The sequence below is a fragment of the Rathayibacter sp. Leaf296 genome (assembly GCF_001423045.1).
GTDB lineage: Bacteria > Actinomycetota > Actinomycetes > Actinomycetales > Microbacteriaceae > Rathayibacter > Rathayibacter caricis.
This window is the reverse complement of sequence record NZ_LMNR01000001.1, coordinates 1,604,141-1,626,073: the sequence shown is the minus strand read 5'-3', so window position 1 is coordinate 1,626,073 and position 21,933 is coordinate 1,604,141. Positions and strand designations below refer to the sequence as shown.

Sequence of the window (21,933 nt, the reverse complement as noted above, 5' to 3'; positions counted from 1 at the left end):
GGACGCCGGTGGAGCGCCGAGCGCGGGTAACACGGGTGTCACACGCGTGCTGTTCACTGGAGGAGCGCGCATCCCGCGGGCACCGGCGAGAGGCGGAGCATGGACCTCAGCACGATCCAGCGCGTGCGCGTGGTGCGCGAGCGCGGCGAGCTGGCGGCGATGGGACCGCGCACGGCGGTCATCGGAGGCGGCTCCTGGGTCTTCTCTCTCCCTCACGACCACCTCGACGAGCTGCTCGACCTGCAGGGCTTCGGCTGGGAGTCGCTGCGCTCGAGCGCGGACGGGCTCTCGGTCGCCGCGACGTGCACCTTCGCCGAGCTCGCGGCGATGCCGGACGCGGGCCGCACCGCCCACCGCCTCTTCTTCCAGTGCTGCACGGCGCTGCTCGGCTCGTTCAAGATCTGGAACGTCGCGACCGTCGGCGGCAACATCGCGAACGCGCTGCCGGCCGGGCCGATGATCAGCCTCGCGGCGGCGCTCGACGCCCGCGCGCTCGTCTGGCGGGCCGACGGCTCCGACGATCTCGTGCCGGTGGCCGAGCTCGTCACCGGGAACATGGCGACGCTGCTCGAGCACGGCGACGTGATCCGCTCGATCGAGTTCCCGGCGCACGCCCTGGACGCCCGCACCGCGTACCGCAAGACCGCCCTCTCGCCGCTGGGCCGCTCCGGAGCGGTCGTCATCGGCCGGCTCGACCGCGACGGCGCGGTCGTGCTCGCGGTGACGGCCGCGACGATCCGGCCCGAGGTGCTGCGCTTCCCCCGGCTGCCGTCCGCCTCCGAGCTGACTGCGGCCATCGACGGGATCGTCACCTGGTTCACCGATCCGCACGGAGCGGCGGACTGGCGGCACGCGGTCGTCGGAGTCCTCGCGGAGGAGATCCGCGAGGAGCTCGCCCGGACCGAGCCCGACGGAGGCGTCGCATGAGATTCACCGTGAACGGCGAGCAGGTCGACGCGACCCCGCGCCCCGGTCAGGTCCTCCGGACCCTGCTGCGCGACCACGAGCATTTCGAGGTGAAGAAGGGCTGCGACGCCGGCGACTGCGGCGCGTGCTCGGTGCTCGTCGACGGGACGCCCTTCCACTCCTGCCTCTACCCCGCGCACCGCGTCGAGGGCCGCTCGGTCACGACCGCCGCGGGGCTGGGCACCCCGGAGGAGCCGGGCCCGGTGCAGCAGGCGTTCGTCGACTCCGGCGCGTTCCAGTGCGGCTTCTGCACCGCCGGGATGGTCGTCACGGCCACCGCGATCCAGGGAGCCGACCCCGCCGACGTGCCGCGCCTGATGAAGGGCAACCTCTGCCGCTGCACGGGGTACCGGGCGATCGGCGAGGCGATCGCGAGCTGCGATCACGAGCATCCGACCGGGCTCACCCCCGTGCGCCGCACCGGCAGGCCCACTGCCGACGAGTCGCGGGTCGGCCGCTCGCTCGGCGCCCCCGCGGGCCGGCGCATCGTCTCGGGGCAGGAGCCGTACACACTCGACGTCGCCGTCCCGGGGCTCCTGCACCTGAAGGTCCTGCAGAGCCCGCACGCCCACGCGCGGATCGTGTCGATGGACACCCGCGCCGCGCGGGAGCTGCCCGGCGTGGTCGCCGTGCTGACCGCCGACGACGTGCCCGACGTGCTCTACTCCACCGCCCGGCACGAGTCGCGGCTCGACGATCCCGACGACACCCGGATGCTCGACACCGTCGTGCGGTTCCGCGGACAGCGGGTGGCGGTCGTCGTCGCGGAGTCGGTCGCGCAGGCCGAGATCGCCTGCCGCGCGATCGAGGTCGAGTACGAGGTGCTGCCGGCCGTCTTCGATCCGGAGGAGGCCCGCGCGCCCGGCGCGCCCCTCCTGCACGGCGAGAAGGACCCGATCGCGTCGCGCATCGCGAAGCCGGAGTCGAACGTCGTCGCGGAGCTGCACGGCGAGTACGGCGACGTCGAGGCCGGCTTCGCCGAGGCGGACGTCGTCGTCGGCGGCACCTGGACGACCTCGCGCGTCGCCCACACCGCGCTCGAGACGCACGGCACGATCGGCTGGCTCGAGGGCGACGAGCTGGTGCTGCGCACCTCGACGCAGGTCCCGTTCCTCGTCCGCGACGAGATCGCGCGCCTGTTCGACCGCGATCCCTCCAGCGTCCGCGTCTTCACGGCGCGGGTCGGCGGGGGCTTCGGCGGCAAGCAGGAGATCCTGACGGAGGACGTCGTCGCCCTCGCCGTCCTCGCGACCGGGCGCCCGGTGCAGTTCGAGTTCACCCGCTCCGACGAGTTCACCATGGCGCCGTGCCGGCACCCCATGCGGGTCGGCGTGCGCCTCGGCGCGCGGCGCGACGGCCGGTTGACCGCCCTGAGCGTCGACGTGCTGTCCGACACCGGCGCCTACGGCAACCACGGTCCCGGAGTGATGTTCCACGGCACCTCGGAGTCGATCGCCGTGTACAACGTGCCGAGCAAGCGGGTGGACGCGCAGGCCGTCTACACGAACAACATCCCGTCGGGCGCCTTCCGCGGCTACGGCCTGGGCCAGGTGATCTTCGGCATCGAGTCGGCGATGGACGAGCTCGCGCGCGAGCTCGGGATCGACCCGTTCGAGCTGCGGCGGATCAACGCGGTGCGCCCCGGCGATCCGCTCGTCGTCACGCACGTCGAGGGCGACGACATCGGCTTCGCCTCGTACGGGCTCGACCAGTGCCTGGATCTGACCGAGCAGGCGCTCGCGCGCGGGAACGGAGTCGCAGCACCCGAGGGTGAGGACTGGCGCGTCGGCGAGGGGATGGCCGTCGCGATGATCGCGACGATCCCTCCGCGCGGACACTTCTCGGAGGCGACGGTCACCGTCGACGCCGACGGGATCCTGACGGTCGGCGTCGGCACGTCCGAGTTCGGCAACGGCACGACGACGGTGCACACCCAGCTCGTCGCGAGCGCGTTCGGCGCCTCGGCAGACCGGGTGCGCATCCGGCAGTCGGACACGGCCGCCGCGCGCTACGACACCGGCGCCTTCGGGAGCGCGGGCACGGTGGTGGCGGGCAAGGCCGTCTACTCGGCCGCCGTGCGGCTGCTCGCCGACCTGCGCTCGCTCGCCAAGCGGATCACGGGGCACGACGACTTCGAGCCCGACGACTCCGGGCTCCTCGCGCCCGACGGCACGCGCGTCACGTTCGACGACCTGGTGCGCGCCGCCGGCGGTCCGATCACCGCGACCGGAACCGAGGACGGAGCGAAGCGCTCGCTCGCCTTCAACGTCCACGGCTTCCGCGTCGCGGTGCACGTGCCGACGGGAGAGGTGCGGATCCTGCAGTCGGTGCAGGCGGCCGACGCCGGCTACGTGCTGAACCCCGACCAGTGCCGCGGCCAGGTCGAGGGCGGCTCGGCGCAGGCGATCGGCTCGGCGCTGTACGAGGAGGTGATCCTCGACGGCGAGGGCACGGTGACGACGGCGATCCTGCGGAACTACCACATTCCGCAGATGGCGGACGTGCCCGTGACCGAGGTCTTCTTCGCCGACACGGCGGACGACCTCGGGCCGTTCGGGGCGAAGTCGATGAGCGAGGCGCCGTACAACCCGGTGGCTCCCGCGCTCGCGAACGCGGTGCGCGACGCGGTCGGCGTGCGTCCGTTCGCGCTGCCGGTGTCGCGCGACCGCGTCTGGCGGATGCTGCACCCGGACGCGGCGCCGGTCCGCACGGTGGACGCGCAGGCCCCGCAGGGCTGAGCCCGCCCCCGCGGAGGCGGCGTACCGAGACCCACCGCTCCCGAACGAGGTGGATCTCGATACGCCCGCTCCGCGGGCTACTCGATCAGCAGGCACGGGTCGCCGCCGCTAGTGGCACACCGCCCTGCTGGTCGAGTAGCCGCCGCAGGCGGCGTATCGAGACCCACCTGCTCCCGGCGGACGGGGATCTCGATACGCCCGCTCCGCGGGCTACTCGATCAGCAAGCACGGCCCGATCAGCAGGCACGGGCAGCCGCCGCGGGGCTCGATCAGCAAGTGGGCGCGGTCAGACGCGGGCCGCGAGGTCCGCGCTCGCGCGGGCGACCTCGCGGGCGATCGCGTCCTCATCGGCGTTCACGAGGCGGCCCTCCGAGACCGTCGGGCGGCCGTTGATCAGCAGGAGCGAGAGGGGCGGCTGAGAGCCGAGAGCGAGGGCGGCGACCGGGTCCGCGATGCCCGAGTGCTCGATCCCGTCGACCTTCCAGAGCGCGAGGTCGCCGAGCTTGCCGACCTCGATCGAGCCGATCTCGTCCTGCCGGCCGAGGACCCTCGCGCCTCCGATCGTGGCGATCGAGAGCGCCTGACGGGCGCTCATCCGATCGGCGCCCGCGCGCAGCCGGTTCATCAGCACGGCCTCACGGATCTCGATGCCCAGCTGCCCCGACTCGTTGGAGGCGGCTCCGTCGACCCCGAGACCGACCGGCACCCCGGCCGCCAGCAGCTGCGGCACGGGGGCGATGCCCGCGGCGAGCCGGCCGTTCGAGGACGGGCAGTGCGCCACTCCGGTGCCGGTCGCGGCGAACTTGGCGATCGCGTCGTCGTCGAGGTGCACGCAGTGCGCCATCCACACGTCGTCGCCGAGCCAGCCGAGCGACTCGAGGTAGTCGGTGGGCGACATCCCGAACGCCTCGCGGGTGTAGGCGTCCTCCTCGATCGTCTCGGATCCGTGGGTGTGCAGCCGGACGCCCAGCTGCCGGGCGAGCACGGCCGACTCGCGCAGCAGATCCGGAGTGACCGAGAACGGCGAGCACGGGGCGATCGCGACGCGCACCATCGAGTCGAACGAGGCGTCGTGGTAGCGCTCGACGGCCGCTCCGCTCGCCTCGAGTGCTGCCGCGGTCGTCTCGACGGCGAAGTCCGGCGGCAGCCCGCCCTGCGACTCGCCGAGGTCCATCGACCCGCGCGTCGCGTGCAGCCGCACTCCGAGGGTCGACGCCGCGTCGACGATGCCGCCGACGATGTCGCCCGAGCCGCGCGGGAAGACGTAGTGGTGATCGCCGACCGTCGTGCAGCCGGAGCGGGCGAGCACGCCCATCGCGCCGAGCGAGGCCGACCGGGTGAGGTCGGCGTCGATGCGGGACCAGGCCGGGTAGAGCGCCACGAGCCAGTCGAAGAGGATCGAGTCCTGCGCCCAGCCGCGGGTCAGCCACTGGTACAGGTGGTGGTGCGTGTTGATCAGGCCGGGGGTCAGCAGGTGGCCGCGTCCGTCGACGCGGGTGATCGCCACCGGCTCCTGCGCGGGCAGCCCGGTCGGCGCGCGGCCCTCGACGGCCCAGGCAGGAGCCTCCCCGGCCCCGACGGCGACGATCCGCGGGCCGTCGACCACGACGTGTCCGCTCGGATGCTCGGTGCCCGCGGCGTCGACGGTCGCGACGTGGGCTCCGGTGATGATGTGGCGCTGCATCCCCCGAGCATGCCAGCGGAGTGTTTCGCTCCCGTTTCCCGTGGTGGGAGGACCGGTCAGGCGGTCTCCGCGTGGATCGGACCGGCGCCGGCGCGCAGCGGCGCTCCCGAGGCGCCTGCCCGCGTCGCCAGCACCTCGGCCAGGATCGACACCGCGGTCTCCTCCGGTGTCGAGGCGCCGATGTCGAGGCCGATCGGCGAGTGCAGCCGCGCGAGAGCCTCCTCAGCCACCCCCGCCTCGCGGAGGAGGGCCAGCCGCCGCTCGTGAGTCCGGCGGGACCCCATCGCGCCCACGTAGCCCACAGGCAGTGTCAGGGCGAGCTCCAGCAGGGGGATGTCGAACTTCTCGTCGTGGGTGAGCACCGCGACGACCGTCCGCTCGTCCACCGCCGTCTCCGCGAGGTAGTCGGAGGGCCACTCCACGACGACCTCGTCGGCGGCGGGGAAGCGCTCGGCCGTCGCGAACACCGGGCGGGCGTCGCACACGGTGACGCGGTAGCCGAGCAGCGATCCCGCGGCGCACAGGGCGGCCGAGAAGTCGACGGCGCCGAAGACGAGCAGGCGCGGCTTCTCGGCGCTCACGATGAGGGCGACCTCGAGCTCGCGGCCCCGGCAGTCGATCTCGATCGTGGCCGAGCGGCCCGAGTGGAGCCGTGCCTCGCGCTCGGCGAGGATCCGGCGCACCGTGGCGTCGTCGAGGGAGGGGCCGACCACGTCCTGCGCGCGGGTGGCGCCGGTCAGCACCAGGCCGACGAGCTCCTCCGGCCCGCCGACGATCATCGCCAGAGCAGCGGGGCGGCCGGCACGCGCGGCCCGCAGCTCGGCGAGCACGGCCCCGGAGCCGGCGTCGATCGCGTGGCCGAAGACCCGCAGCTGCCCGCCGCAGGAGAGGCCGGCCGAGAACGCGGCCTCGTCGTCGAAGCCGAAGTGGTCGGCCGCCCAGGCGCCCGTGCCGAGCACCTCCTGCGCGAGCGCGTAGGCCTGCGCCTCGACGCAGCCGCCCGAGATCGAGCCGATCGCGGCTCCGCTCCCGTCGACCGCCATCGACGAGCCGAGAGCGCGCGGAGCCGACCCGAACACGTGCGTGACGGTCACCACCGCGAGCCGCTCGCCCGCGTCGACGCGCTGCAGGATCGGGACGGCGAGCTCGAGCATGGCGGCCTCCTCAGGCAGCGGGTGGGAGGCGGCGCTGCCGGGGCGCGGGGTCGGCCGGGAGGGCTCGTCCGCACGAAACATGCCGAGTATAAGGTCGATCCATGCCTTCGGACTCCCCCTCCCTCGACCTCGTGATCCGCTCCTCCGCCGTGCTGACGGAGCACGGGTTCCAGTCGGCCAGCGTGGCCGTGGCCGAGGGGCTGATCGTCGCGGTGAGCGCGATCGACGCACCGTGGGAGGCGCGCGAGGTCGTCGAGCTGCCCGCCGGCCAGGTGCTGATCCCGGGAATCGTCGACACGCACGTGCACGTGAACGAGCCGGGCCGCACGGAGTGGGAGGGGTTCGCGTCCGCCACCCGCGCCGCCGCCGCCGGGGGCGTCACCACGATCCTGGACATGCCGCTCAACTCGATCCCGCCGACGACCACCGTCGCCGGTCTCGAGGCGAAGCGCGCCGCCGCCGGTCCGCAGTCGCTGGTCGACGTGGGCTTCTGGGGCGGGGCGGTCCCCGGCAACCTCGGCTCCCTCCGCGAGCTGCACGACGCGGGCGTCTTCGGCTTCAAGTGCTTCCTGTCGCCCAGCGGTGTGGACGAGTTCCCGCACCTCTCGACCGATCAGCTCTTCGAGGCGATGCACGAGATCGCCGCGTTCGACGGCCTGCTGATCGTGCACGCCGAGGACCCGGACGAGCTCGACGCGCACACGAACGACGGAGGCACCTCCTACGACGCGTTCGTCGCCTCCCGCCCCGACGCCTCCGAGAGCAGCGCGATCCTGCACGTGATCGAGGCGGTCCGCGAGACCGGCGGGCGCGCGCACATCCTGCACCTCTCCTCCGCGAAGGCCCTGCCGCTGCTGCGCGAGGCGAAGGCGGAGGGGCTGCGCATCACCGCGGAGACCTGCCCGCACTACCTGACCTTCGACGCCGAGACGATCCCCGACGGCGGCACGCAGTACAAGTGCTGCCCGCCCATCCGGGACGAGCGCAACCGCGAGCTGCTGTGGAAGGGCCTGCTCGACGGCACGATCGACATCATCGCCTCCGACCACTCCCCCGCCACGAAGGAGCTGAAGTTCGCGCACGACGGCGACTTCGGCCGCGCCTGGGGCGGCATCTCGGGCCTCGAGCTCAGCTTCCGCGCCGTCTGGACCGGAGCCCGCGAGCGGGGGATCCCGCTCGAGCAGGTCGTGGCGTGGATGTCGACGGGAACGGCGGCGTTCGCGGGCCTCGGCCAGAAGGGCCTGCTGCGGGCGGGCGCCGACGCCGATCTGGTGGCGTTCGATCCGGAGGCGCAGTCGCGCGTCGACGTCGAAGCCCTTGCGCACAAGAACAAGGTGTCGGCCTACGACGGCCGGACGGTGCGCGGAGCCGTCACCGGGACCTGGGTCGGCGGCCGGCGGATCGACGCGGCTACGGAGTCACCGGTCGGCCGTCTGCTCGACCGCCCCTGATCACCGTGTTCCGGTCGCGTTTCGGGCGTGTGAACGCCCGCGGGTCCGAGGCGGGATCCGGGCGGATCGCACAAGACTGGGCCGCGAGGAGCGCGTGATGCTGAACGCTCCGACGAAGCGGCGCCGTGCCCCGGAGCGGCATCCTGGCAGACGGGCACCCGCCGCCGCCCATCCTCGAACGCGAACAGGAGCGGACATGTCGATCATCCTCGGAGACCACCAGTACGGGAAGGCCGAGAACCGCGTCGTCAGGATCTACCGCGACTCGCCGCGCCACGAGATCCACGACGTCAACGTCTCCACCGCGCTGCGCGGCGACTTCGAGGCCGCGCACCTCGAGGGCGACCAGTCCGCGGTGCTGCCGACCGACACGCAGAAGCAGACCGCCTACTCCTTCGCCAAGGAGAAGGGGCTGCGCTCGATCGAGGCGTACGGTCTCGAGCTCGCCCGGCACTTCGTCGACGGTTACGCGCCCGTCCACGGCGCGCGCGTCGAGATCGAGGAGTTCGCGTGGGAGCGCGTGCTCGTCGACGGGCAGGAGCACGACCACACCTGGGTCAGGAAGGGTCAGGAGGTGCGCACCGCCTCGGTGACGGTCGAGGGCGTCGGCGACGACCAGCGGATCTGGATCACCGGCGGCTTCAAGGACCTCACGATCCTCAAGTCGACGGGGTCGGAGTTCCACGGATTCCTGACCGACCCCTACACGGTGCTGCAGCCGACGAACGACCGCGTGATGGCCACCTCGCTGGTGGCGAGGTGGCGCTTCGCGCTCACTCCGGACGAGCTCGCCGCGATGGACTGGGAGGCGGTCTACTCCGGCGTGAAGGCCCTGATGATCAGCCGCTTCGCCACCGTGCACTCGCTGGCGCTGCAGCAGACGCTGTTCGAGATGGGCAAGGCGGTGCTGGAGGAGTTCCCGCAGATCGTCGAGATGCGCCTGTCCGCCCCGAACAAGCACCACTTCGTCTACGACCTCTCGCCGTTCGGAGTGACGAACGACAACGAGGTCTTCCACGCGGCCGACCGCCCGTACGGACTCATCCAGGCCAGTGTCGTGCGCGACGACGCCCCCGACGCCGGCCCGGCCTGGTACGCCTACACGGGACTGGTGTGACCGCCGCCGTCCACCGCGGGCACCTCCTGCACATCGCCGGCCGGCCCGCGCTCGAGCAGGCGCGCGCGTCCCTCGTGTCGATCCCGGACGGCGCGCTCGTCGTGAACGACGCGGGCGTCATCGCCTGGACCGGCCGCTACGCCGACCTGCCCGACGCGTACGGCGCCCTGCCGGTGACGGGCGACTCCTCCGCGATCCTCGTGCCCGGGTTCGTCGACGCGCACGTGCACTTCCCGCAGACGTACTCGCTCGACGGCTACGGCGGCGGGCAGCTGCTCGAGTGGCTCGACGGCACGATCTTCCCGGCGGAGGCGCGCCTCGCCGACGTGGCGTTCGCCACCCGCATCGCCCGCGACTTCACCCGCCGCCGGATCGCCGCCGGCACGACCGCGGCGATGGTCTTCGGATCCGCGTTCCCGCACGCGCAGGACGCCCTGTTCGAGCGCAGCCGGGACGCGGGCCTGCGCCTGGTCTCGGGACGCGGCGTGCAGACCGTCGGACCCGACTCCGCGGCGCCGCTGCTCACCGGCGAGGCCGAGGCGATCGACCTGGTCTCCGACGAGATCGAACGCTGGCACGCCGTCGACACCGGCGATCCCGCGACGGCGCTCCTGCAGGTCGCGATCGTGCCGCGGTTCTCCCTCTCCGTCACTCCGACGACCCTCGGCGCCCTCGGCGACCTGTACGACGACGTGCGCGGCCGCGGCGTGTACGTGCACACGCACCTGAACGAGAACGACCGTCCGGGCGACGGAGAGATCGCCGCGGTGCTCGCCTCGTTCGGCACTCGCAGCTACCTCGACACCTACGACGGGCTGTTCCTCCCGGGATCCGCACGCGGCGGCTCGTCGCTGCTGGGTCGGCGCACGATCCTCGCGCACGCGGTGCACTGTCAGGACGCGGAGCTGCACCGGATGGCCGAGACGGGCACCTCCATCGCTCACTGCCCGACGTCGCAGCAGTTCCTCGGCTCGGGCACGATGCCCTGGCGGCGCACCGTCGCGAGCGGAGTGACCGTGGCGCTCGGGAGCGACGTGGGGGCCGGCGACGAGTGGCTCCTGCCGCGCGTCGCGAACGACGCGTTCAAGGTGCACCTGTCCGAGCCCGGCGACGCGTCGGTGGCGCTGCACCCGGCCGAGCTGCTGTTCTCGGCGACCCTCGCGGGCGCCCGCGCGCTCGACATGGAGGACCGCTTCGGCAACCTCGACGTCGGCAAGGACGCCGACTTCCTCCGGATCGAGCCGTTGCGCTGGGAGCCGCTGGCGGACGTGCTCGCGCACGGGATCCGCGCCGACGACGAGGAGACGGCGACGGCGCAGCTGCTCTTCGCCCTGCTGATGGGGATCCGCGAGCCGGCGATCGCGGCGGTGCACGTGCAGGGCCGCGAGGTGCGAGCTCCGGAGTAGCGCGGGCGCGCTCAGCGCAGCTGCAGCGCCAGGAACAGGTCCGCGCGGTCCGACGTGTTCGAGAGGTCCCGCTGCGTCAGCTCCTCGACCCGCGCGATCCGGTACCGCACCGTGTTGAGGTGCAGGTGCGTCTGCTCCGCCGTGCGCACCCACGACCCGCCCGACTCCAGGAACGCCGCGAGGGTCGCGACCAGCGCGGAGTTGTAGCGCGCGTCGTGCTCGATCAGGCGGCCCAGCACGAGCTCCACGAACACCGTGCGCAGGTGGTCCGGCACCGCGGTCAGCAGCTGCACCGCGGAGGTCACCTCGCCCGCGTCGTTGATGCGCACGCGGGAGCCGTCGCCGGGGACGCCCGGCAGCAGCATCCCGTAGCGCGCCGACCGCAGCGCTCCGCCCAGTGCCGCGAGCGAGGTCGCCGCGCTGGTGCCCACCCGCAGGACCTGGCCGTCGAGTCCCGGTCCCACGCGCCGCAGGGCGGCGGTCACGACGGCCAGCGGATCCGCTCCGGTCGGGATCGCGTCGGTCGCGTCGACCGGCAGCACCGCCACCACGCGCCCCTGCGCGTCGCGACCCACGACCGCCCGACCCAGGTGCGAGGCGGCGTCGGTCAGCAGCCGGCGGGCGAGATCCGCGGAGGAGTCGTCGTCGAAGCCCGCGGCGATCACCGCGCAGCGCCCGACCCCGCCGAGCCCCAGCTGACGGAGGTAGACGGCCGTCTCGGGCTGCTCGCTGTCCTCCTCCACCAACTCGAGCAGCCGGTCGGCGAGCGCGGTGTCGGCGAGCGTCTCGGCGTCGCGCTGCAGCCGGTAGAGCCCGACCACTCCGGTGAGCTCGGTGACGGCGTCGAGCAGGGACGGGTGCCATCCGTTCCAGTCGCCGGCGACCACGACGAACCAGGCCGTGGCGCGGTGCTCGTCGGCGCCGGTGACGGCGAAGACCGACAGGGTCCCGCCGTGCGCGTCGGGCACCGTGACCGGGTTCTGCCGCGCGGTCAGTCCGGCGTGGACCACGCGCTCGATCTCGGTCAGTCCGAGCGGCTCGGCCGCCGCGGCCGCGCGCCCGGTCCCGGTGAGGACGCGGACCGGCCGGCCGAGCTCGCTCGACGTCCGCGCGATCAGCTCGTCGAGCAGCTGCCCGCGGTAGACGTCGGTCAGCAGCTGGCGCTGGCGCGCGAGCCCCGCCGTGAGCCGGGCCACCCGGTCGCCCGCCAGGGCGTTCGAAAGGTGCGCCGTGATCGATGCGAACGAGACGTCCGCCGGCACCGCGAAGAGCGCGACTCCGTGCGCACGGCACGCCTCGATCACGTCGTCGGGCACGAAGCCGTAGAGGCCCTCGCCCGCGAGCAGTGCCACCGCTCCGGAGGCGGCGACCGCCGAGACGAACGCGTCGCTGTCCTCGGGGGTGCGGCGCCACATCATGCCGGTCAGCACGAGCTGGTCGCGGGCGAGGTAGCGGCGCGGGTCGAGCAGGTCGGTGGTGAAGGTCCAGTTCACGGGCCGCGCGAGCGCCTCGGAAGTGGTGTACACGGCCCGGATCCGCAGCTGCGGCGCGTCGAGGACGTCCTGGAGCTGCACGCTCAGCTCCCCCGGTAGGTCGAGTAGGCGAACGGGCTGAGCAGCAGCGGCACGTGGTAGTGGGCGCCCTCGTCGGCGAGCCGGAACGCGATGACGACCTCGGGGTAGAACGACTCCACGTCGCCGAAGTAGGCGGCGGTGTCGAAGACGACGCGGTAGACGCCGGCCGGCAGCGCCTCCGGGCCGAACGCGGAGACCCGCCCGTCGGCGTCGGTGCGCGCGTCGGCGAGGCGCTCCCAAGCGGAGTCGGCGCGCGCCTCGAGCACGACGGGCACCCCCTCGGCCGGCCGGCCCCGCACGGCGTCGAGCACGTGGGTCGTGACGTGGCTGGCGTGCGCGCTCATCGGGCGGCCCCCTCGATGACGGCGCCCGACTCGGAGCCGAGGGCGCGCACGCGCAGCACCGTGATCTCGCGGAGCTGATCGGCGACGATCGTCCGCTCGGCGGCGTCGTCGAGAGTGAGTCGCCGTTCGAGCTCGGCGACGATCTCGGCCCGCGAGCGCCCGGCCGCGCGGATCAGGAACACACGGTCGAACCGCTCCTCGTAGGCGCGGTTGCCGGCGATCAGGCGCTCGGCGAGGTCCTCGTCGCTCGACGCGCTCGCGGCCTGCTCGGCGGCCGAGAAGGCGGAGGCGCGCCCTGAGGCGGCGTGCCGCTCGCCGATCCGCGGGTGGTCGGCGAGGGCGGCGTCGATCTCGTCCGTCGTCAGCGTGCGCGCGACGCGGTCCGCGGCCTCGGCGAGCTCCTCCGTCGAGGCGTAGGGCGCTCCGTGGGCGACCTCGTCGGCCCACCGGGGCACGGCGAGGCAGGCGAGCAGGGCGTCCCGGAGCGGGGCGGGGGCGGGAGTGGTCATGGTCTCTCCTCGTCAGGCGGCGGGGTGGGGCACGATGGTGGGATGGATGCGGCCGTCGTCACCGGGATCGTCCTCGCGGCGGGCGCGGGGCGTCGCGCGGGCGGCCCGAAGGCTCTGCGGCGGGATGCGGACGGCACTCCGTGGGTCGAGCTCGCCGTGCGGCGGCTGCGGGCGATCGGCTGCGGCCGGGTGCTGGTGGTCCTGGGGGCCGGAGCCGACGACGCGCGCCGTCTCGTTCCTCCGCAGGCCGGGATCGTGGTCGCCGAGGACTGGGAGGACGGGATGTCCGCGTCGCTCTGCGCAGGACTCGCGGCCGCGACCGGAGTAGCCGCCCTGGTGACGCTCGTGGACCTGCCGGAGGAGCCCGCCGCGGTCGGCGCGCGCGTCGTCGCGGCGGCTCCCCCGGGTCCGGAGGCACTCGCTCGAGCCGTGCACGACGGCCGGCCCGGTCATCCCGTGCTGATCGGACGCGCGCACTGGGCGGCGATCCGCGCGGAGGTCCACGGCGACTCCGGAGCGCGCGACCACCTCGAGGAGCACGGAGCCCTGGCCGTCGAGTGCGGCGACCTCGCCGACGGCCGCGATCACGACGGCCCCGCCTGAGCGAGAGCGTCGCGCAGCGCGCGCCAGGCCAGCGTGGCGCAGACCGAGCGCACCGGATTCGCGGCCACCGCGAGCAGGGCCGCCTCGTCGCCGAGCACCGGATCCGCGACCCGCAGGCTCATCGAGGTCAGCAGCGCACCGACGCGACCGGCCAGTGCCTCCGCCCCGAGACCGTCGAGCTCGTCGACGAGCATCGACGCGGAGCCCTGCGACAGCTCGCAGCCCCGCCCCGTCCAGCGCAGCGACAGGCCGCCGTCGACACGGACGACGCGCAGCGCGAGCCGGTCGCCGCAGGTCGGCGTGAGCAGCTCGACGCGTCCGAGCACGTCCTCGGACGCGTCCTCGCCGACCCGCCCGACCGGGTGACGGGCGTGCAGCCGGATCAGATCGGCGGCCTCGACCGCGTTCACGCCCGGTCCTCGATCTCGGACAGCTCCGCGTAGACGGTGCTGATCCCGGCGATCCGCTCGCGGGCGTCGCGCGGACGCGCCCCGAGCACCCCCGAGGCGAGCAGTGCGACGGCGCTCATCGCCGCGGCGTAGCTGTCGAACGCCGAGTCGCTGTCGACGGGGCACTCGAGCCAGACCGCCGCCCGATCGGCGAACCGGCGGGCCTGCGCATCGGCGAGCAGCACGATCGGCACCCCGCGCGCGGCGAGCACGTCGAGGAGCGCGGCGAAGGAGGAGGGGCGCCGGCGGAAGCCGACCAGCACCACGACGTCCTCGGCGCCGAGCCCCACGACCTCCTCGCCGAGCGACTGGCCGGGCTGCGGCGCCACGCGCACGCGAGCGCGGGCCTGAGCGAGCTGCTGGCGCAGGTGCAGCGCCACCGGGTAGCTGTTGCGCATCCCGACGACCACGACCTCGCGGGCGTCCGAGACGAGGCGCACGGCGGCGTCCAGCCGTCCGTCGCCGAGCGACGCGGCGAGCCGCTGCAGATTGGCGCGCTCGCTCTCGAGGTGCGCTGCGATCGGGTCGTCGGCGGTCGAGGCGGGGCCGACCGGGACGCCCGAGCTGCGCAGAGCGCGGGCGTGCTCGCGCACCTCCTGCGAGTTCGAGAACCCGAGGCGCCGGAACAGCCTCGACACCGTGGCCTTGGACACTCCGCTGTGCTGCGCGAGCTCGGTCGCCGTGTAGATCGCCAGATCGCCGAGGTGGTCGAGGATGAAGTCGGCCGCCCGCTGCTCCTGCCGCGAGAGCGAGGCGTAGCCCGCGTCGATGCGATGCCCGATGCTGGGCGGCGCCTCGGCGTCGGAGGGGGCGGCCCCGGTCACGCGCGCGACCTCGCGAACACGTGCACCGCCGCCTCGAAGGCGTCCAGCGCCACGGCCACGTCGGCCTCGGTGACGTTCTCCTCCGGGTGGTGGCTGACGCCGCCCTCGCAGCGGAGGAACAGCATCGCGTACTCGGTGAGCTCGGCGATCGCCATCGCGTCGTGGCCGGCCTTCGAGAAGAGCACCATCGGCTCCTCGTCGCCGGTCGCGCGGATGCCCTCGCGGATCACGTCCTGCAGCCGGTCGGAGGCGACGACGGCGGGGGCGCCGTGGGTCTCCTCGACGGTCAGCGAGAGGCGTCGGCGGCGCGCCGTCTCGGACATCGCGTGCTGGATCTCGTCCCAGACGCGGTCGCGCACGTCGTCGAACTCGGCGCGCAGATCGAGGCTGAAGTCGACCCGGCCCGGGATCACGTTGACCGCGCCGGGGAACGCCTCGAGGCGCCCGACCGTCGCGATGCAGTCGTTGTCGCGGGCGATCCGCTCGACCGCGAGCACCGCCTCCGCGGCCCCGGTCAGCGCGTCGCGGCGGCGGTCGAACGGCACTCCGCCCGCGTGCCCGGCCTTGCCGGTGAGCGTGAGGGCGAACCGCCGGGCGCCGGCGATGGAGGAGACGACGCCGAGGGCGCGGTCGGCCTCCTCGAGGTAGGGGCCCTGCTCGATGTGCGCCTCGAGGTAGCCGAGCAGGTCGTCGGCTGCGCGGGCGGCGGTCGAGATGCGGGAGGGGTCGAGCCCGAACTCGTGGAAAGCCTCGACGAGAGTGATGCCCTGCGCGTCCTCGAGCTCCCACCAGTGCTCGTCCCAGGTGCCGGCGACGGCGCGCGATCCGAGCAGTGCGGTGCCGAAGCGGGTGCCCTCCTCGTCGCCGAACGCCACGACCTCGATCGCGAACGGCAGGCGGACGCCGGCGGCGTTCAGCCGCGAGACGACTCCGATCGCGAGCATCACGCCCAGGATCCCGTCGTAGCGCCCCGCGTCGATCACGGTGTCGAGGTGGGACCCCAGCATCAGGGCGGGCTGCCCGGCACTCGCGCCCTCGTAGCGGCCGCACTGGTTGCCGGCGGCGTCCTGCCACGTCCGCATGCCCGCCTCCTCCATCCAGGCGGCCGCCATCGCGTTGACACGGGCGTGCTCCGGAGAGAGGTAGACGCGCTCGATCGCCCCGCGCGTGCTCGAGACCGCCGCGAGCAGGTCGCAGCGCTCCATGATCAGGGCGGCGTCGACGGCGCTCACGCCGCGCTCCCGTAGACGCCGTAGGCGCCGTCCACCCCGCCGCCCGGAGAGACGGAGGCGCCCGCGCGTCGCAGGACCGCCTCGAGCGCGGCGAGCGTGGTCAGGACCGTGTCGGTGCGGGCGTTGTAGCCCATGGTGCCGATGCGCCACACCTTGCCGTGCAGCGGCCCGAACGACGTGCCGATCTCGATGCCGAAGTCCTCGAGCATCGCACCGCGCACCGCGTCGCCGTTCACTCCCTCCGGGATCCGGACCGCGACGACGTTGCTCATCTTGTGGGAGACGTCGCCGAACACCTCGAGCCCGAGGCCCTGCACGCCGGCGAGCATCGCCGCCCCGTGCACCCGGTGCCGGGCGATCGTGTTCTCGAGGCCCTCCTCGACGATGATCCGGGCGCACTCGCGCGCCCCGTAGAGCATCGTGGTCGCCTCGGTGTGGTGGTTGAGCCGGCGCGGACCCCAGTAGTCGAAGACCATGCCGAGGTCGAAGTAGTTGGAGCGGACGGGGTGCGCGCTGACCGCGTCGCCCTCGTCGCGGATTCCCGCCTCGATGCTCTTGCGCGACTCGATCACGGCGACGGCGCGCTCCGAGAAGGTCACGGGCGCCGAGCCGGAGGGACCGCCGAGGCACTTCTGCAGCCCCGCCGAGACCGCGTCGAGCCCCAGCTCGTCGGCGCCGAACGGGTTGCCCGCGAGGGACGCGGTGACGTCGGTGTAGAAGAGCACGCCGTGCTTCTCACAGATCGCGCCGAGCTCCTCGAGCGGCTGCGCCATCGTCGTGGAGGTGTCTCCGTGCACGACCGCGAGCACCTTCGGGCGGACCCTCTCGATCGCCTCGGCGATCACCGACACGGGGAACACCTGCCCCCACTCCGCCTCGATCACGTGCACCTCGGCGCCGCAGCGCTCGGCGATCTCGCGGAGGAGGTGGCCGAACCGGCCGAAGACCGGCACGAGCACGCGGTCGCCCGGCTCGAGCATCGAGACGAGGGCGGCCTCGATGCCCGCGCGGCTGGTGCCGTCGACGAGCATCGTCTTCTCGTTCTCCGTGACGAAGACGCGGCGGTAGAGCTCCTGCGTCTCGGTCATGTACGCGGTCATGGAGGGGTCGTACTGGCCGACCAGCTGCGCCGACATGGCGCGCAGCACGCGGGGGTCCGCGTTGATCGGACCGGGGCCCATCAGGAGCCGCGGGGGCGGGTCGATCGGCAGGAACGTCGAGATCGCGGGCGCGGTCGGAATGGGAACCACCTCTTCACGGACGGGGAACGCAGGCGGAAGACCTGTTTCAGTCGGTCATTCTACGGAACAGACGTTTCACCCGTGTTTCGGGGAGCCGAACGCGGCCGCCCTCTCGAGGAGGGCGAGGTCCGCGCCGCGCGGGCCGACCAGGCACAGTCCCACCGGAGCATCGGCGACCGAGAGCAGCGGCGCCGACAGAGCCGGGTAGCCGCCGATCCCCGCGACGCAGGTCATGCTCAGCGTCGCCGTGCGCACCGCGTCGATCCGCTCCGCTGAGGCGTCCAGCGGTGGGGCGGGCGAGGAGGCGGACGGGAGGAGCATCACCCGGTCGCCGAGAGCCGAGTCGAGGGCGGCGCGGTAGCCGTCGAGGCGCTCCCGCGCGGCGGCGACCGTCGCCGCATCCAGCCGGGACGCCGCGTCGAAGCGCCCCTGCACGTCCGGAGCGAGGGCTCCCGGATGCGCCGACACCCACTCGCCGTCGGCGGCCCACGCCTCCGCCGCCTGCACGGTACGGAAGTCGGCGAACATCTCGGCCACGGGCGGCAGAACGACGCTCTCGGGCTCCTCGAGCGCCCCGGAGGCGACCAGCGCGTCGACGCGGCGCGCGAACGCCTCCTGCACCGCCGGGTCGGCCGTCGCGAGCAGTGCGGGCGCCGTGACGACTCCACGATCCGGAAGACGCTGCTCGGCTCGCGCGAGCCCGACCCGCGCGACGCGCTGCAGCGTCCGGAGGTCCCGCGTCAGCCAGCCGACGGTGTCGAAGCTCGGCGCCAGCGGCAGCAGCCCCGCCACCGGCACGGCGCCGTGCGTCGTCCGCAGTCCCCAGAGCCCCTGGTACGAGGCAGGCACGCGGATCGAGCCCGCCGTGTCGGTCGCGAGCCCGACGGAGGCCTGCCCGAGCGAGACTGCGGTCGCCGGTCCGCTCGAGGAGCCGCCGGGGATCGCGCCCGGCACGGCCGGATTCGGCGGCGTCCCGTAGCCGGAGTTGCGGCCCGCGATGCTGTACGCGAACTCGTCCGTCTGCGCCAGACCGCGGACGGACGCCCCCGCCTCGAGCAGGTCCGCCACGGCCGGAGCCGTCCCGGTCTCGATCGCGGCCTCGGCGAGGCGCGCGGGCACTCCGGCGCCGATCCGCTGCCCCTCGATCGCGAAGAGGTCCTTCACCGCGACGTCGAGCCCGTCGAGCTCCCCTGCGCCGGACGGAGGCACGAGCGGTGCGCCGACGACCCGCCAGACCCGCGCATCCAGGGCCGGCGCGGGAGCCTGCACCTGCGCAGCGCGCACCCGCCACACTCCGTCGTCGAGCGACCACAGCTGCGTGACCAGACCGCGCCCCCCGCGGGCCGGCGTGTTCACCGTGACCACCAGCGCCGTGCCGGCGTCCACCGCCCGCACGTGCAGCTCGGCCAGGCCGCGCGGAGGAGTCCCGCCGCGCCGTCCGCGGAACCCGGTGATCGCATCGTGGCCGACCAGCAGCCCCGAGGCGTCGCCCCGGAGCGTCGTCGGCGCCCGGACGAACGCGTCGGCGAGCGCCGGCACGTCGTCGGCCGAGAGCGCAGCCTCGTAGGCGAGGACCGCGTCGACCAGGCCGTCCGGCAGCTCGCCCTCGAGCGAGGTCACGCGCGGGTCAGACATCGAAGTCCGCCGTCCGCACACGGGCGTGCACGCCCTTCACGAGGTCGACGACCTGCGAGATGTTGAAGTCGGACGCGGCGCTGAGGTACGCGTAGGCGAGGCTCGCGTCCATCCCGTAGCGCGCCCGGAGCAGCGCGATGGCCGCGCGCACGCAGTTCTGCACGGCGATGTCGAGATCGGCGTCCATCCCGGTGGGCACCAGGAACTCGCGCGTCTCGCCCAGCGGCCCGACGAGCTCGCCGAACGCCTCGAGCGCGTCGGCGCGCGGCACCACCTCGAACCGGACCCGGACGCGGAGACTCGCCTCCATCGCCGTCAGAGCGACCTCGCCGTCGCCCTGCGCGAAGTGCGGGTCGCCGACGTACGCGAGCGCCTCCGGCACCTGCACCGGCAGGTAGAGGCTCGACCCCGCGGTGAGCAGCGAGATGTCGATGTTGCCGCCGTGCGGTCCCGGCGGCACGGAGTGGGGCCGCTCGTCGCCCGCGACCGCGACGCCCATGATCCCGAGGAACGGGTGCAGCTCGAAGCGCGCCGAGCGCTCGCCCCCCGGCACCAGCGGCAGCACTCCGCGGCGGACTCGGTCCGCTCCGACCTCGACGTGCGCGAAGGCGCTGAAGGGCCCCGCCGCGAGCGGGTACTCCCCCGGCAGCGCACCGCGGCCGTGCCGGTTCGAGATCACTCCGTAGGGCACGCGCGGCTCGGCTTCGAGGAGGGTCATCCGCAGCAGATCGCCCGGCTGCGCGCCTCGGACGGCGATGGGGCCCGTGACGACGTGCGGGCCGTCGACCTCGACGTCCCGGAACGGACCGGCGGCGGCGAGCTCGATCGCGTCGCGCAGCACGCCCTCGGGAGCGACGCCGTGCCGACCGAAGAACGCGACCGGATCGCGGCCCTGATCCTCCAGGACCCCCTCGTGGCTGAGGGTGTCGATGACGACCTCGGTGCCGGAGTCGATGCTCAGCACCGCGCGGTCGCTCGCGCAGGGCAGCCGCCCCCAGAGCACCGAGTCGGGGCTCGCGGGCAGGTACTCCGCGCCCTCCGGGATCGACTCACCGGGCTGCACCGCCCACTCCGCCAACCGCATGCGCCGCCCGCCTTCCCGCGCGGGAGCCTCCCGCGACCGTCCGACAGTACCGAAGCCGTGTTTCGTCTCTTCGCGCGCATCCGTGGCAGGATCGGCGGAGCTCAGCCCCTGCTCCACCCCGCGAGACGGCACTCCCGCACGAGACACGCCGGTGCGAGCGTGCCGACGTGGCGTCTCGCGGGCGCCTCCCCCTCCCTCCGACGACAGGACCCCCGTGTTCCGACGCCTGCGCACGCGCACCGACAACGTCCACCTCGGCCTCATGCTCGCGCTGACCTTCTCGACCGGCATCATCGACGCCGTCGGCTACCTCGGCCTCGACCGCGTCTTCACCGGCAACATGACCGGCAACGTCGTGATCCTCGGCATGGCCCTCGCGGGAGCCGACGACCTGCCCGTCATCGGCCCGATCATCGCGCTCGTCGGCTTCATGCTCGGCGCCGCGCTCGGCGGCCGCGTGCTCCGTCCGGTCAAGACCGGCTGGACCACCCGCTCCACCTGGCTCTTCACCGTCGTCGGCCTGCTGATGGCCGCGCTCGCGATCGTCCTCGGAGTCGTCCCCGAGCACCCGGAGCCCCTCGCGCTGACCGTCACCGGAATCCTCGGACTCGCCATGGGTCTGCAGGCGGCGACCGCCCGCCACATCGCCGTCAAGGACGTCACCACCGTCGTGGTCACCTCGACCATCACCGGGCTCGCGGCCGACTCGTGGCTCGGCAGCGGCAAGGGCCAGCCCTGGTTCCGCCGCCTCGCGGCCGTCGTGTTGATCGGGGCCGGTGCCGGCGTCGGCGCGCTGGCCCTCGACGTCGGCCTCTGGCTCGGTCTCGCCATCGCCGCGGCGATCACCCTGATCGCCTCGCTCTTCGGCCACCTCGTCGCGCACGTGAAGCACGCTCCGGCGCCCGAGAAGGCGACGGCCTGACTCTCGTCTCACGAGCTCGGCCAGGAGAGGGGTCGATCGGCTGTCAGGGCCTGCGCCCCACTCGCAGCAGACGTTCTGCCCCTACGCCACGCGCGGCAGCAGCTGGCAGTGCGGGCACAGGTGCGACGAGCGGTTCATGAACGGCACCCGCACGATCGCCTCACCGCATCGTGGGCACGGCTTCCCGGTCTGCCCGTACGCGTTCAGGCTGTGCGAGAAATACCCCGACGCCCCGTTCACGTTCACGTACTGCGCGTCGAAGCTCGTGCCGCCCTCGGCCAGCGCGCGCTCGAGCACCGAGCGCACCTCCGCGAAGAGGCGACGGATGCGCGGCTCGCTCAGCGATGCGCTCGAGCGCTCCGGATGCAGCTCCGCCGCCCACAGCGACTCGTCCGCGTAGATGTTGCCGATCCCGCTGACCAACGTCTGATCGAGCAGTGCCCGCTTGATCCCGCTGTTCCGGCGCCCGAGCGCCGTCACGATGCCGGGCAGATCGAAGAACGGGTCGAGCGGATCCCGCGCGATGTGCGCCACCTGCGAGGGAACGCGAGCGGTCCAGTCGCCGAGCGGCCCGTCACCTGAGTAGCCGCCCGGTGCGCCGTCGGGGGTGGGCTCGAGCGTGTCGATCGCCATCGAGCCGAAGATCCGCTGATCCACGAAGTGCAGGGCCAGTTCTCCGTGCTCGGGGTGTTCGATGCCGATCCGGATGCGCGTCAGCCTGGCCGGCGGCGCATCCGCGGCGCGCAGCAGCACCTGCCCGCTCATCCCGAGGTGCACCAGCAGCGCCTCGTCGCGGCCCACGGGCATCCAGAGGAACTTCCCGCGGCGCACGGCACCGGCGAGTCGGCGCCCGACCAGCAGCCGCTCGAACGTGCCGTGCGGATGCACGTGCCGCTTCAGCGAGCGCTCGTCGACGATCTCGACCCCGGTCACGAGCGATCCGGTGACGGCCGGGGCGAGGCCGGCGCGCACCACCTCGACCTCGGGCAGCTCGGGCACG

Annotated in this window: 19 protein-coding genes; 7 read left to right on the top strand and 12 right to left on the bottom strand. The window is 73.6% G+C overall.

The annotated features are described in order from the left end of the window. The first annotated feature begins 99 nt into the window (after positions 1-99). Positions 100-927 (top strand): FAD binding domain-containing protein, encoded by an 828-nt coding sequence (locus tag ASF46_RS07530; protein ID WP_056866984.1) that lies wholly within the window; start codon positions 100-102, stop codon positions 925-927. After that, positions 924-3,704, top strand: a complete 2,781-nt coding sequence (locus tag ASF46_RS07525) for a molybdopterin-dependent oxidoreductase (RefSeq protein ID WP_056866983.1) — start codon at positions 924-926, stop codon at positions 3,702-3,704. Before ASF46_RS07530 ends, ASF46_RS07525 begins: the two co-directional genes overlap by 4 nt. A gap of 286 nt (positions 3,705-3,990) precedes the next feature. Here the strand turns inward: ASF46_RS07525 and ASF46_RS07520 are convergent, their stop codons facing one another. Then, positions 3,991-5,388 carry an 8-oxoguanine deaminase gene (locus ASF46_RS07520; RefSeq protein ID WP_056866982.1) on the bottom strand — a complete coding sequence of 466 codons (1,398 nt, stop codon included), beginning with the start codon at positions 5,386-5,388 and terminating at the stop codon, positions 3,991-3,993. A gap of 56 nt (positions 5,389-5,444) precedes the next feature. Beyond that, positions 5,445-6,542, bottom strand: a complete 1,098-nt coding sequence (locus ASF46_RS07515) for an XdhC family protein (RefSeq protein WP_056866981.1) — start codon at positions 6,540-6,542, stop codon at positions 5,445-5,447. Positions 6,543-6,643: 101 nt separating this feature from the next. Here ASF46_RS07515 and allB point away from each other — a divergent pair, with 101 nt between their 5' ends. The 3 genes from allB to ASF46_RS07500 all read left to right on the top strand — a co-directional run bounded on the left by allB (position 6,644) and on the right by ASF46_RS07500 (position 10,516). Continuing rightward, a complete protein-coding gene (gene allB / locus ASF46_RS07510; protein ID WP_056866980.1) occupies positions 6,644-7,993 on the top strand; it encodes an allantoinase AllB in 1,350 nt (449 codons plus the stop codon). 196 nt (positions 7,994-8,189) lie between these two features. Beyond that, a complete protein-coding gene (gene pucL, locus ASF46_RS07505; protein WP_056866979.1) occupies positions 8,190-9,110 on the top strand; it encodes a factor-independent urate hydroxylase in 921 nt (306 codons plus the stop codon). Next, positions 9,107-10,516 (top strand): amidohydrolase family protein, encoded by a 1,410-nt coding sequence (locus ASF46_RS07500; protein WP_056866978.1) that lies wholly within the window; start codon positions 9,107-9,109, stop codon positions 10,514-10,516. The genes pucL and ASF46_RS07500 overlap by 4 nt, the downstream gene beginning before the upstream one ends. A gap of 11 nt (positions 10,517-10,527) precedes the next feature. Here the strand turns inward: ASF46_RS07500 and ASF46_RS07495 are convergent, their stop codons facing one another. From ASF46_RS07495 to uraD, 3 genes are read right to left on the bottom strand one after another with little or no spacing between them, the layout of a single operon-like run. Next, a complete protein-coding gene (locus ASF46_RS07495) occupies positions 10,528-12,090 on the bottom strand; it encodes a helix-turn-helix domain-containing protein (RefSeq protein WP_162240167.1) in 1,563 nt (520 codons plus the stop codon). A gap of 2 nt (positions 12,091-12,092) precedes the next feature. Then, complete coding sequence (uraH, locus tag ASF46_RS07490) at positions 12,093-12,434, bottom strand: hydroxyisourate hydrolase (protein ID WP_056866977.1); 342 nt, start codon at positions 12,432-12,434, stop codon at positions 12,093-12,095. Beyond that, on the bottom strand, positions 12,431-12,943 hold the full coding sequence (gene uraD, locus ASF46_RS07485) for a 2-oxo-4-hydroxy-4-carboxy-5-ureidoimidazoline decarboxylase (RefSeq protein ID WP_056866976.1): 513 nt from the start codon (positions 12,941-12,943) through the stop codon (positions 12,431-12,433). The genes uraH and uraD overlap by 4 nt, the downstream gene beginning before the upstream one ends. A gap of 42 nt (positions 12,944-12,985) precedes the next feature. Between uraD and ASF46_RS07480 the strand changes: the two genes are divergently transcribed. Continuing rightward, positions 12,986-13,546: a nucleotidyltransferase family protein gene (locus ASF46_RS07480; RefSeq protein ID WP_056866975.1), complete on the top strand. Its 561-nt coding sequence runs from the start codon at positions 12,986-12,988 to the stop codon at positions 13,544-13,546. Here ASF46_RS07480 and ASF46_RS07475 read toward each other — a convergent pair. The 6 genes from ASF46_RS07475 to ASF46_RS07450 form a co-directional block, all read right to left on the bottom strand. Further along, the gene (locus ASF46_RS07475; protein ID WP_056866974.1) at positions 13,528-13,956 is read right to left on the bottom strand and encodes an iron-sulfur cluster assembly scaffold protein; all 429 of its coding nucleotides are present in this window, start codon (positions 13,954-13,956) and stop codon (positions 13,528-13,530) included. The two genes, ASF46_RS07480 and ASF46_RS07475, sit on opposite strands and share 19 nt — an antisense overlap. After that, positions 13,953-14,819, bottom strand: a complete 867-nt coding sequence (locus ASF46_RS07470) for a MurR/RpiR family transcriptional regulator (protein ID WP_056866973.1) — start codon at positions 14,817-14,819, stop codon at positions 13,953-13,955. The genes ASF46_RS07475 and ASF46_RS07470 overlap by 4 nt, the downstream gene beginning before the upstream one ends. Next, positions 14,816-16,051: an allantoate amidohydrolase gene (locus tag ASF46_RS07465; RefSeq protein ID WP_056866972.1), complete on the bottom strand. Its 1,236-nt coding sequence runs from the start codon at positions 16,049-16,051 to the stop codon at positions 14,816-14,818. Before ASF46_RS07465 ends, ASF46_RS07470 begins: the two co-directional genes overlap by 4 nt. Beyond that, positions 16,048-17,232 (bottom strand): pyridoxal-phosphate-dependent aminotransferase family protein, encoded by a 1,185-nt coding sequence (locus tag ASF46_RS07460; protein ID WP_056867501.1) that lies wholly within the window; start codon positions 17,230-17,232, stop codon positions 16,048-16,050. The genes ASF46_RS07465 and ASF46_RS07460 overlap by 4 nt, the downstream gene beginning before the upstream one ends. 135 nt (positions 17,233-17,367) lie before the next feature. After that, positions 17,368-18,927, bottom strand: coding sequence for an AtzH-like domain-containing protein (locus tag ASF46_RS07455; RefSeq protein ID WP_056866971.1), 1,560 nt, complete (start codon positions 18,925-18,927; stop codon positions 17,368-17,370). Beyond that, positions 18,920-20,011: an acetamidase/formamidase family protein gene (locus tag ASF46_RS07450; protein WP_056866970.1), complete on the bottom strand. Its 1,092-nt coding sequence runs from the start codon at positions 20,009-20,011 to the stop codon at positions 18,920-18,922. The genes ASF46_RS07455 and ASF46_RS07450 overlap by 8 nt, the downstream gene beginning before the upstream one ends. A 214-nt stretch (positions 20,012-20,225) precedes the next feature. Here ASF46_RS07450 and ASF46_RS07445 point away from each other — a divergent pair, with 214 nt between their 5' ends. Further along, positions 20,226-20,933: a YoaK family protein gene (locus ASF46_RS07445; RefSeq protein WP_327205459.1), complete on the top strand. Its 708-nt coding sequence runs from the start codon at positions 20,226-20,228 to the stop codon at positions 20,931-20,933. A gap of 81 nt (positions 20,934-21,014) precedes the next feature. On the opposite strand, the gene mutM is transcribed toward ASF46_RS07445, so the two are convergent. Next, a complete protein-coding gene (mutM, locus tag ASF46_RS07440) occupies positions 21,015-21,932 on the bottom strand; it encodes a bifunctional DNA-formamidopyrimidine glycosylase/DNA-(apurinic or apyrimidinic site) lyase (protein ID WP_056866969.1) in 918 nt (305 codons plus the stop codon). Position 21,933: the final 1 nt, after the last annotated feature.

What these genes read in the sequence shown, in the direction of transcription:
- ASF46_RS07525 (WP_056866983.1), top strand. Translation starts at nt 924, where the DNA reads ATGAGATTCACCGTGAACGGCGAGCAGGTCGACGCGACCCCGCGCCCC.
- ASF46_RS07515 (WP_056866981.1), bottom strand. Translation starts at nt 6,542, where the DNA reads ATGCTCGAGCTCGCCGTCCCGATCCTGCAGCGCGTCGACGCGGGCGAG.
- uraH (WP_056866977.1), bottom strand. Translation starts at nt 12,434, where the DNA reads ATGAGCGCGCACGCCAGCCACGTCACGACCCACGTGCTCGACGCCGTG.
- ASF46_RS07530 (WP_056866984.1), top strand. Translation starts at nt 100, where the DNA reads ATGGACCTCAGCACGATCCAGCGCGTGCGCGTGGTGCGCGAGCGCGGC.
- uraD (WP_056866976.1), bottom strand. Translation starts at nt 12,943, where the DNA reads ATGACCACTCCCGCCCCCGCCCCGCTCCGGGACGCCCTGCTCGCCTGC.
- ASF46_RS07450 (WP_056866970.1), bottom strand. Translation starts at nt 20,011, where the DNA reads ATGCGGTTGGCGGAGTGGGCGGTGCAGCCCGGTGAGTCGATCCCGGAG.
- ASF46_RS07520 (WP_056866982.1), bottom strand. Translation starts at nt 5,388, where the DNA reads ATGCAGCGCCACATCATCACCGGAGCCCACGTCGCGACCGTCGACGCC.
- ASF46_RS07460 (WP_056867501.1), bottom strand. Translation starts at nt 17,232, where the DNA reads ATGGGCCCCGGTCCGATCAACGCGGACCCCCGCGTGCTGCGCGCCATG.
- pucL (WP_056866979.1), top strand. Translation starts at nt 8,190, where the DNA reads ATGTCGATCATCCTCGGAGACCACCAGTACGGGAAGGCCGAGAACCGC.
- allB (WP_056866980.1), top strand. Translation starts at nt 6,644, where the DNA reads ATGCCTTCGGACTCCCCCTCCCTCGACCTCGTGATCCGCTCCTCCGCC.
- ASF46_RS07455 (WP_056866971.1), bottom strand. Translation starts at nt 18,927, where the DNA reads ATGTCTGACCCGCGCGTGACCTCGCTCGAGGGCGAGCTGCCGGACGGC.
- ASF46_RS07480 (WP_056866975.1), top strand. Translation starts at nt 12,986, where the DNA reads ATGGATGCGGCCGTCGTCACCGGGATCGTCCTCGCGGCGGGCGCGGGG.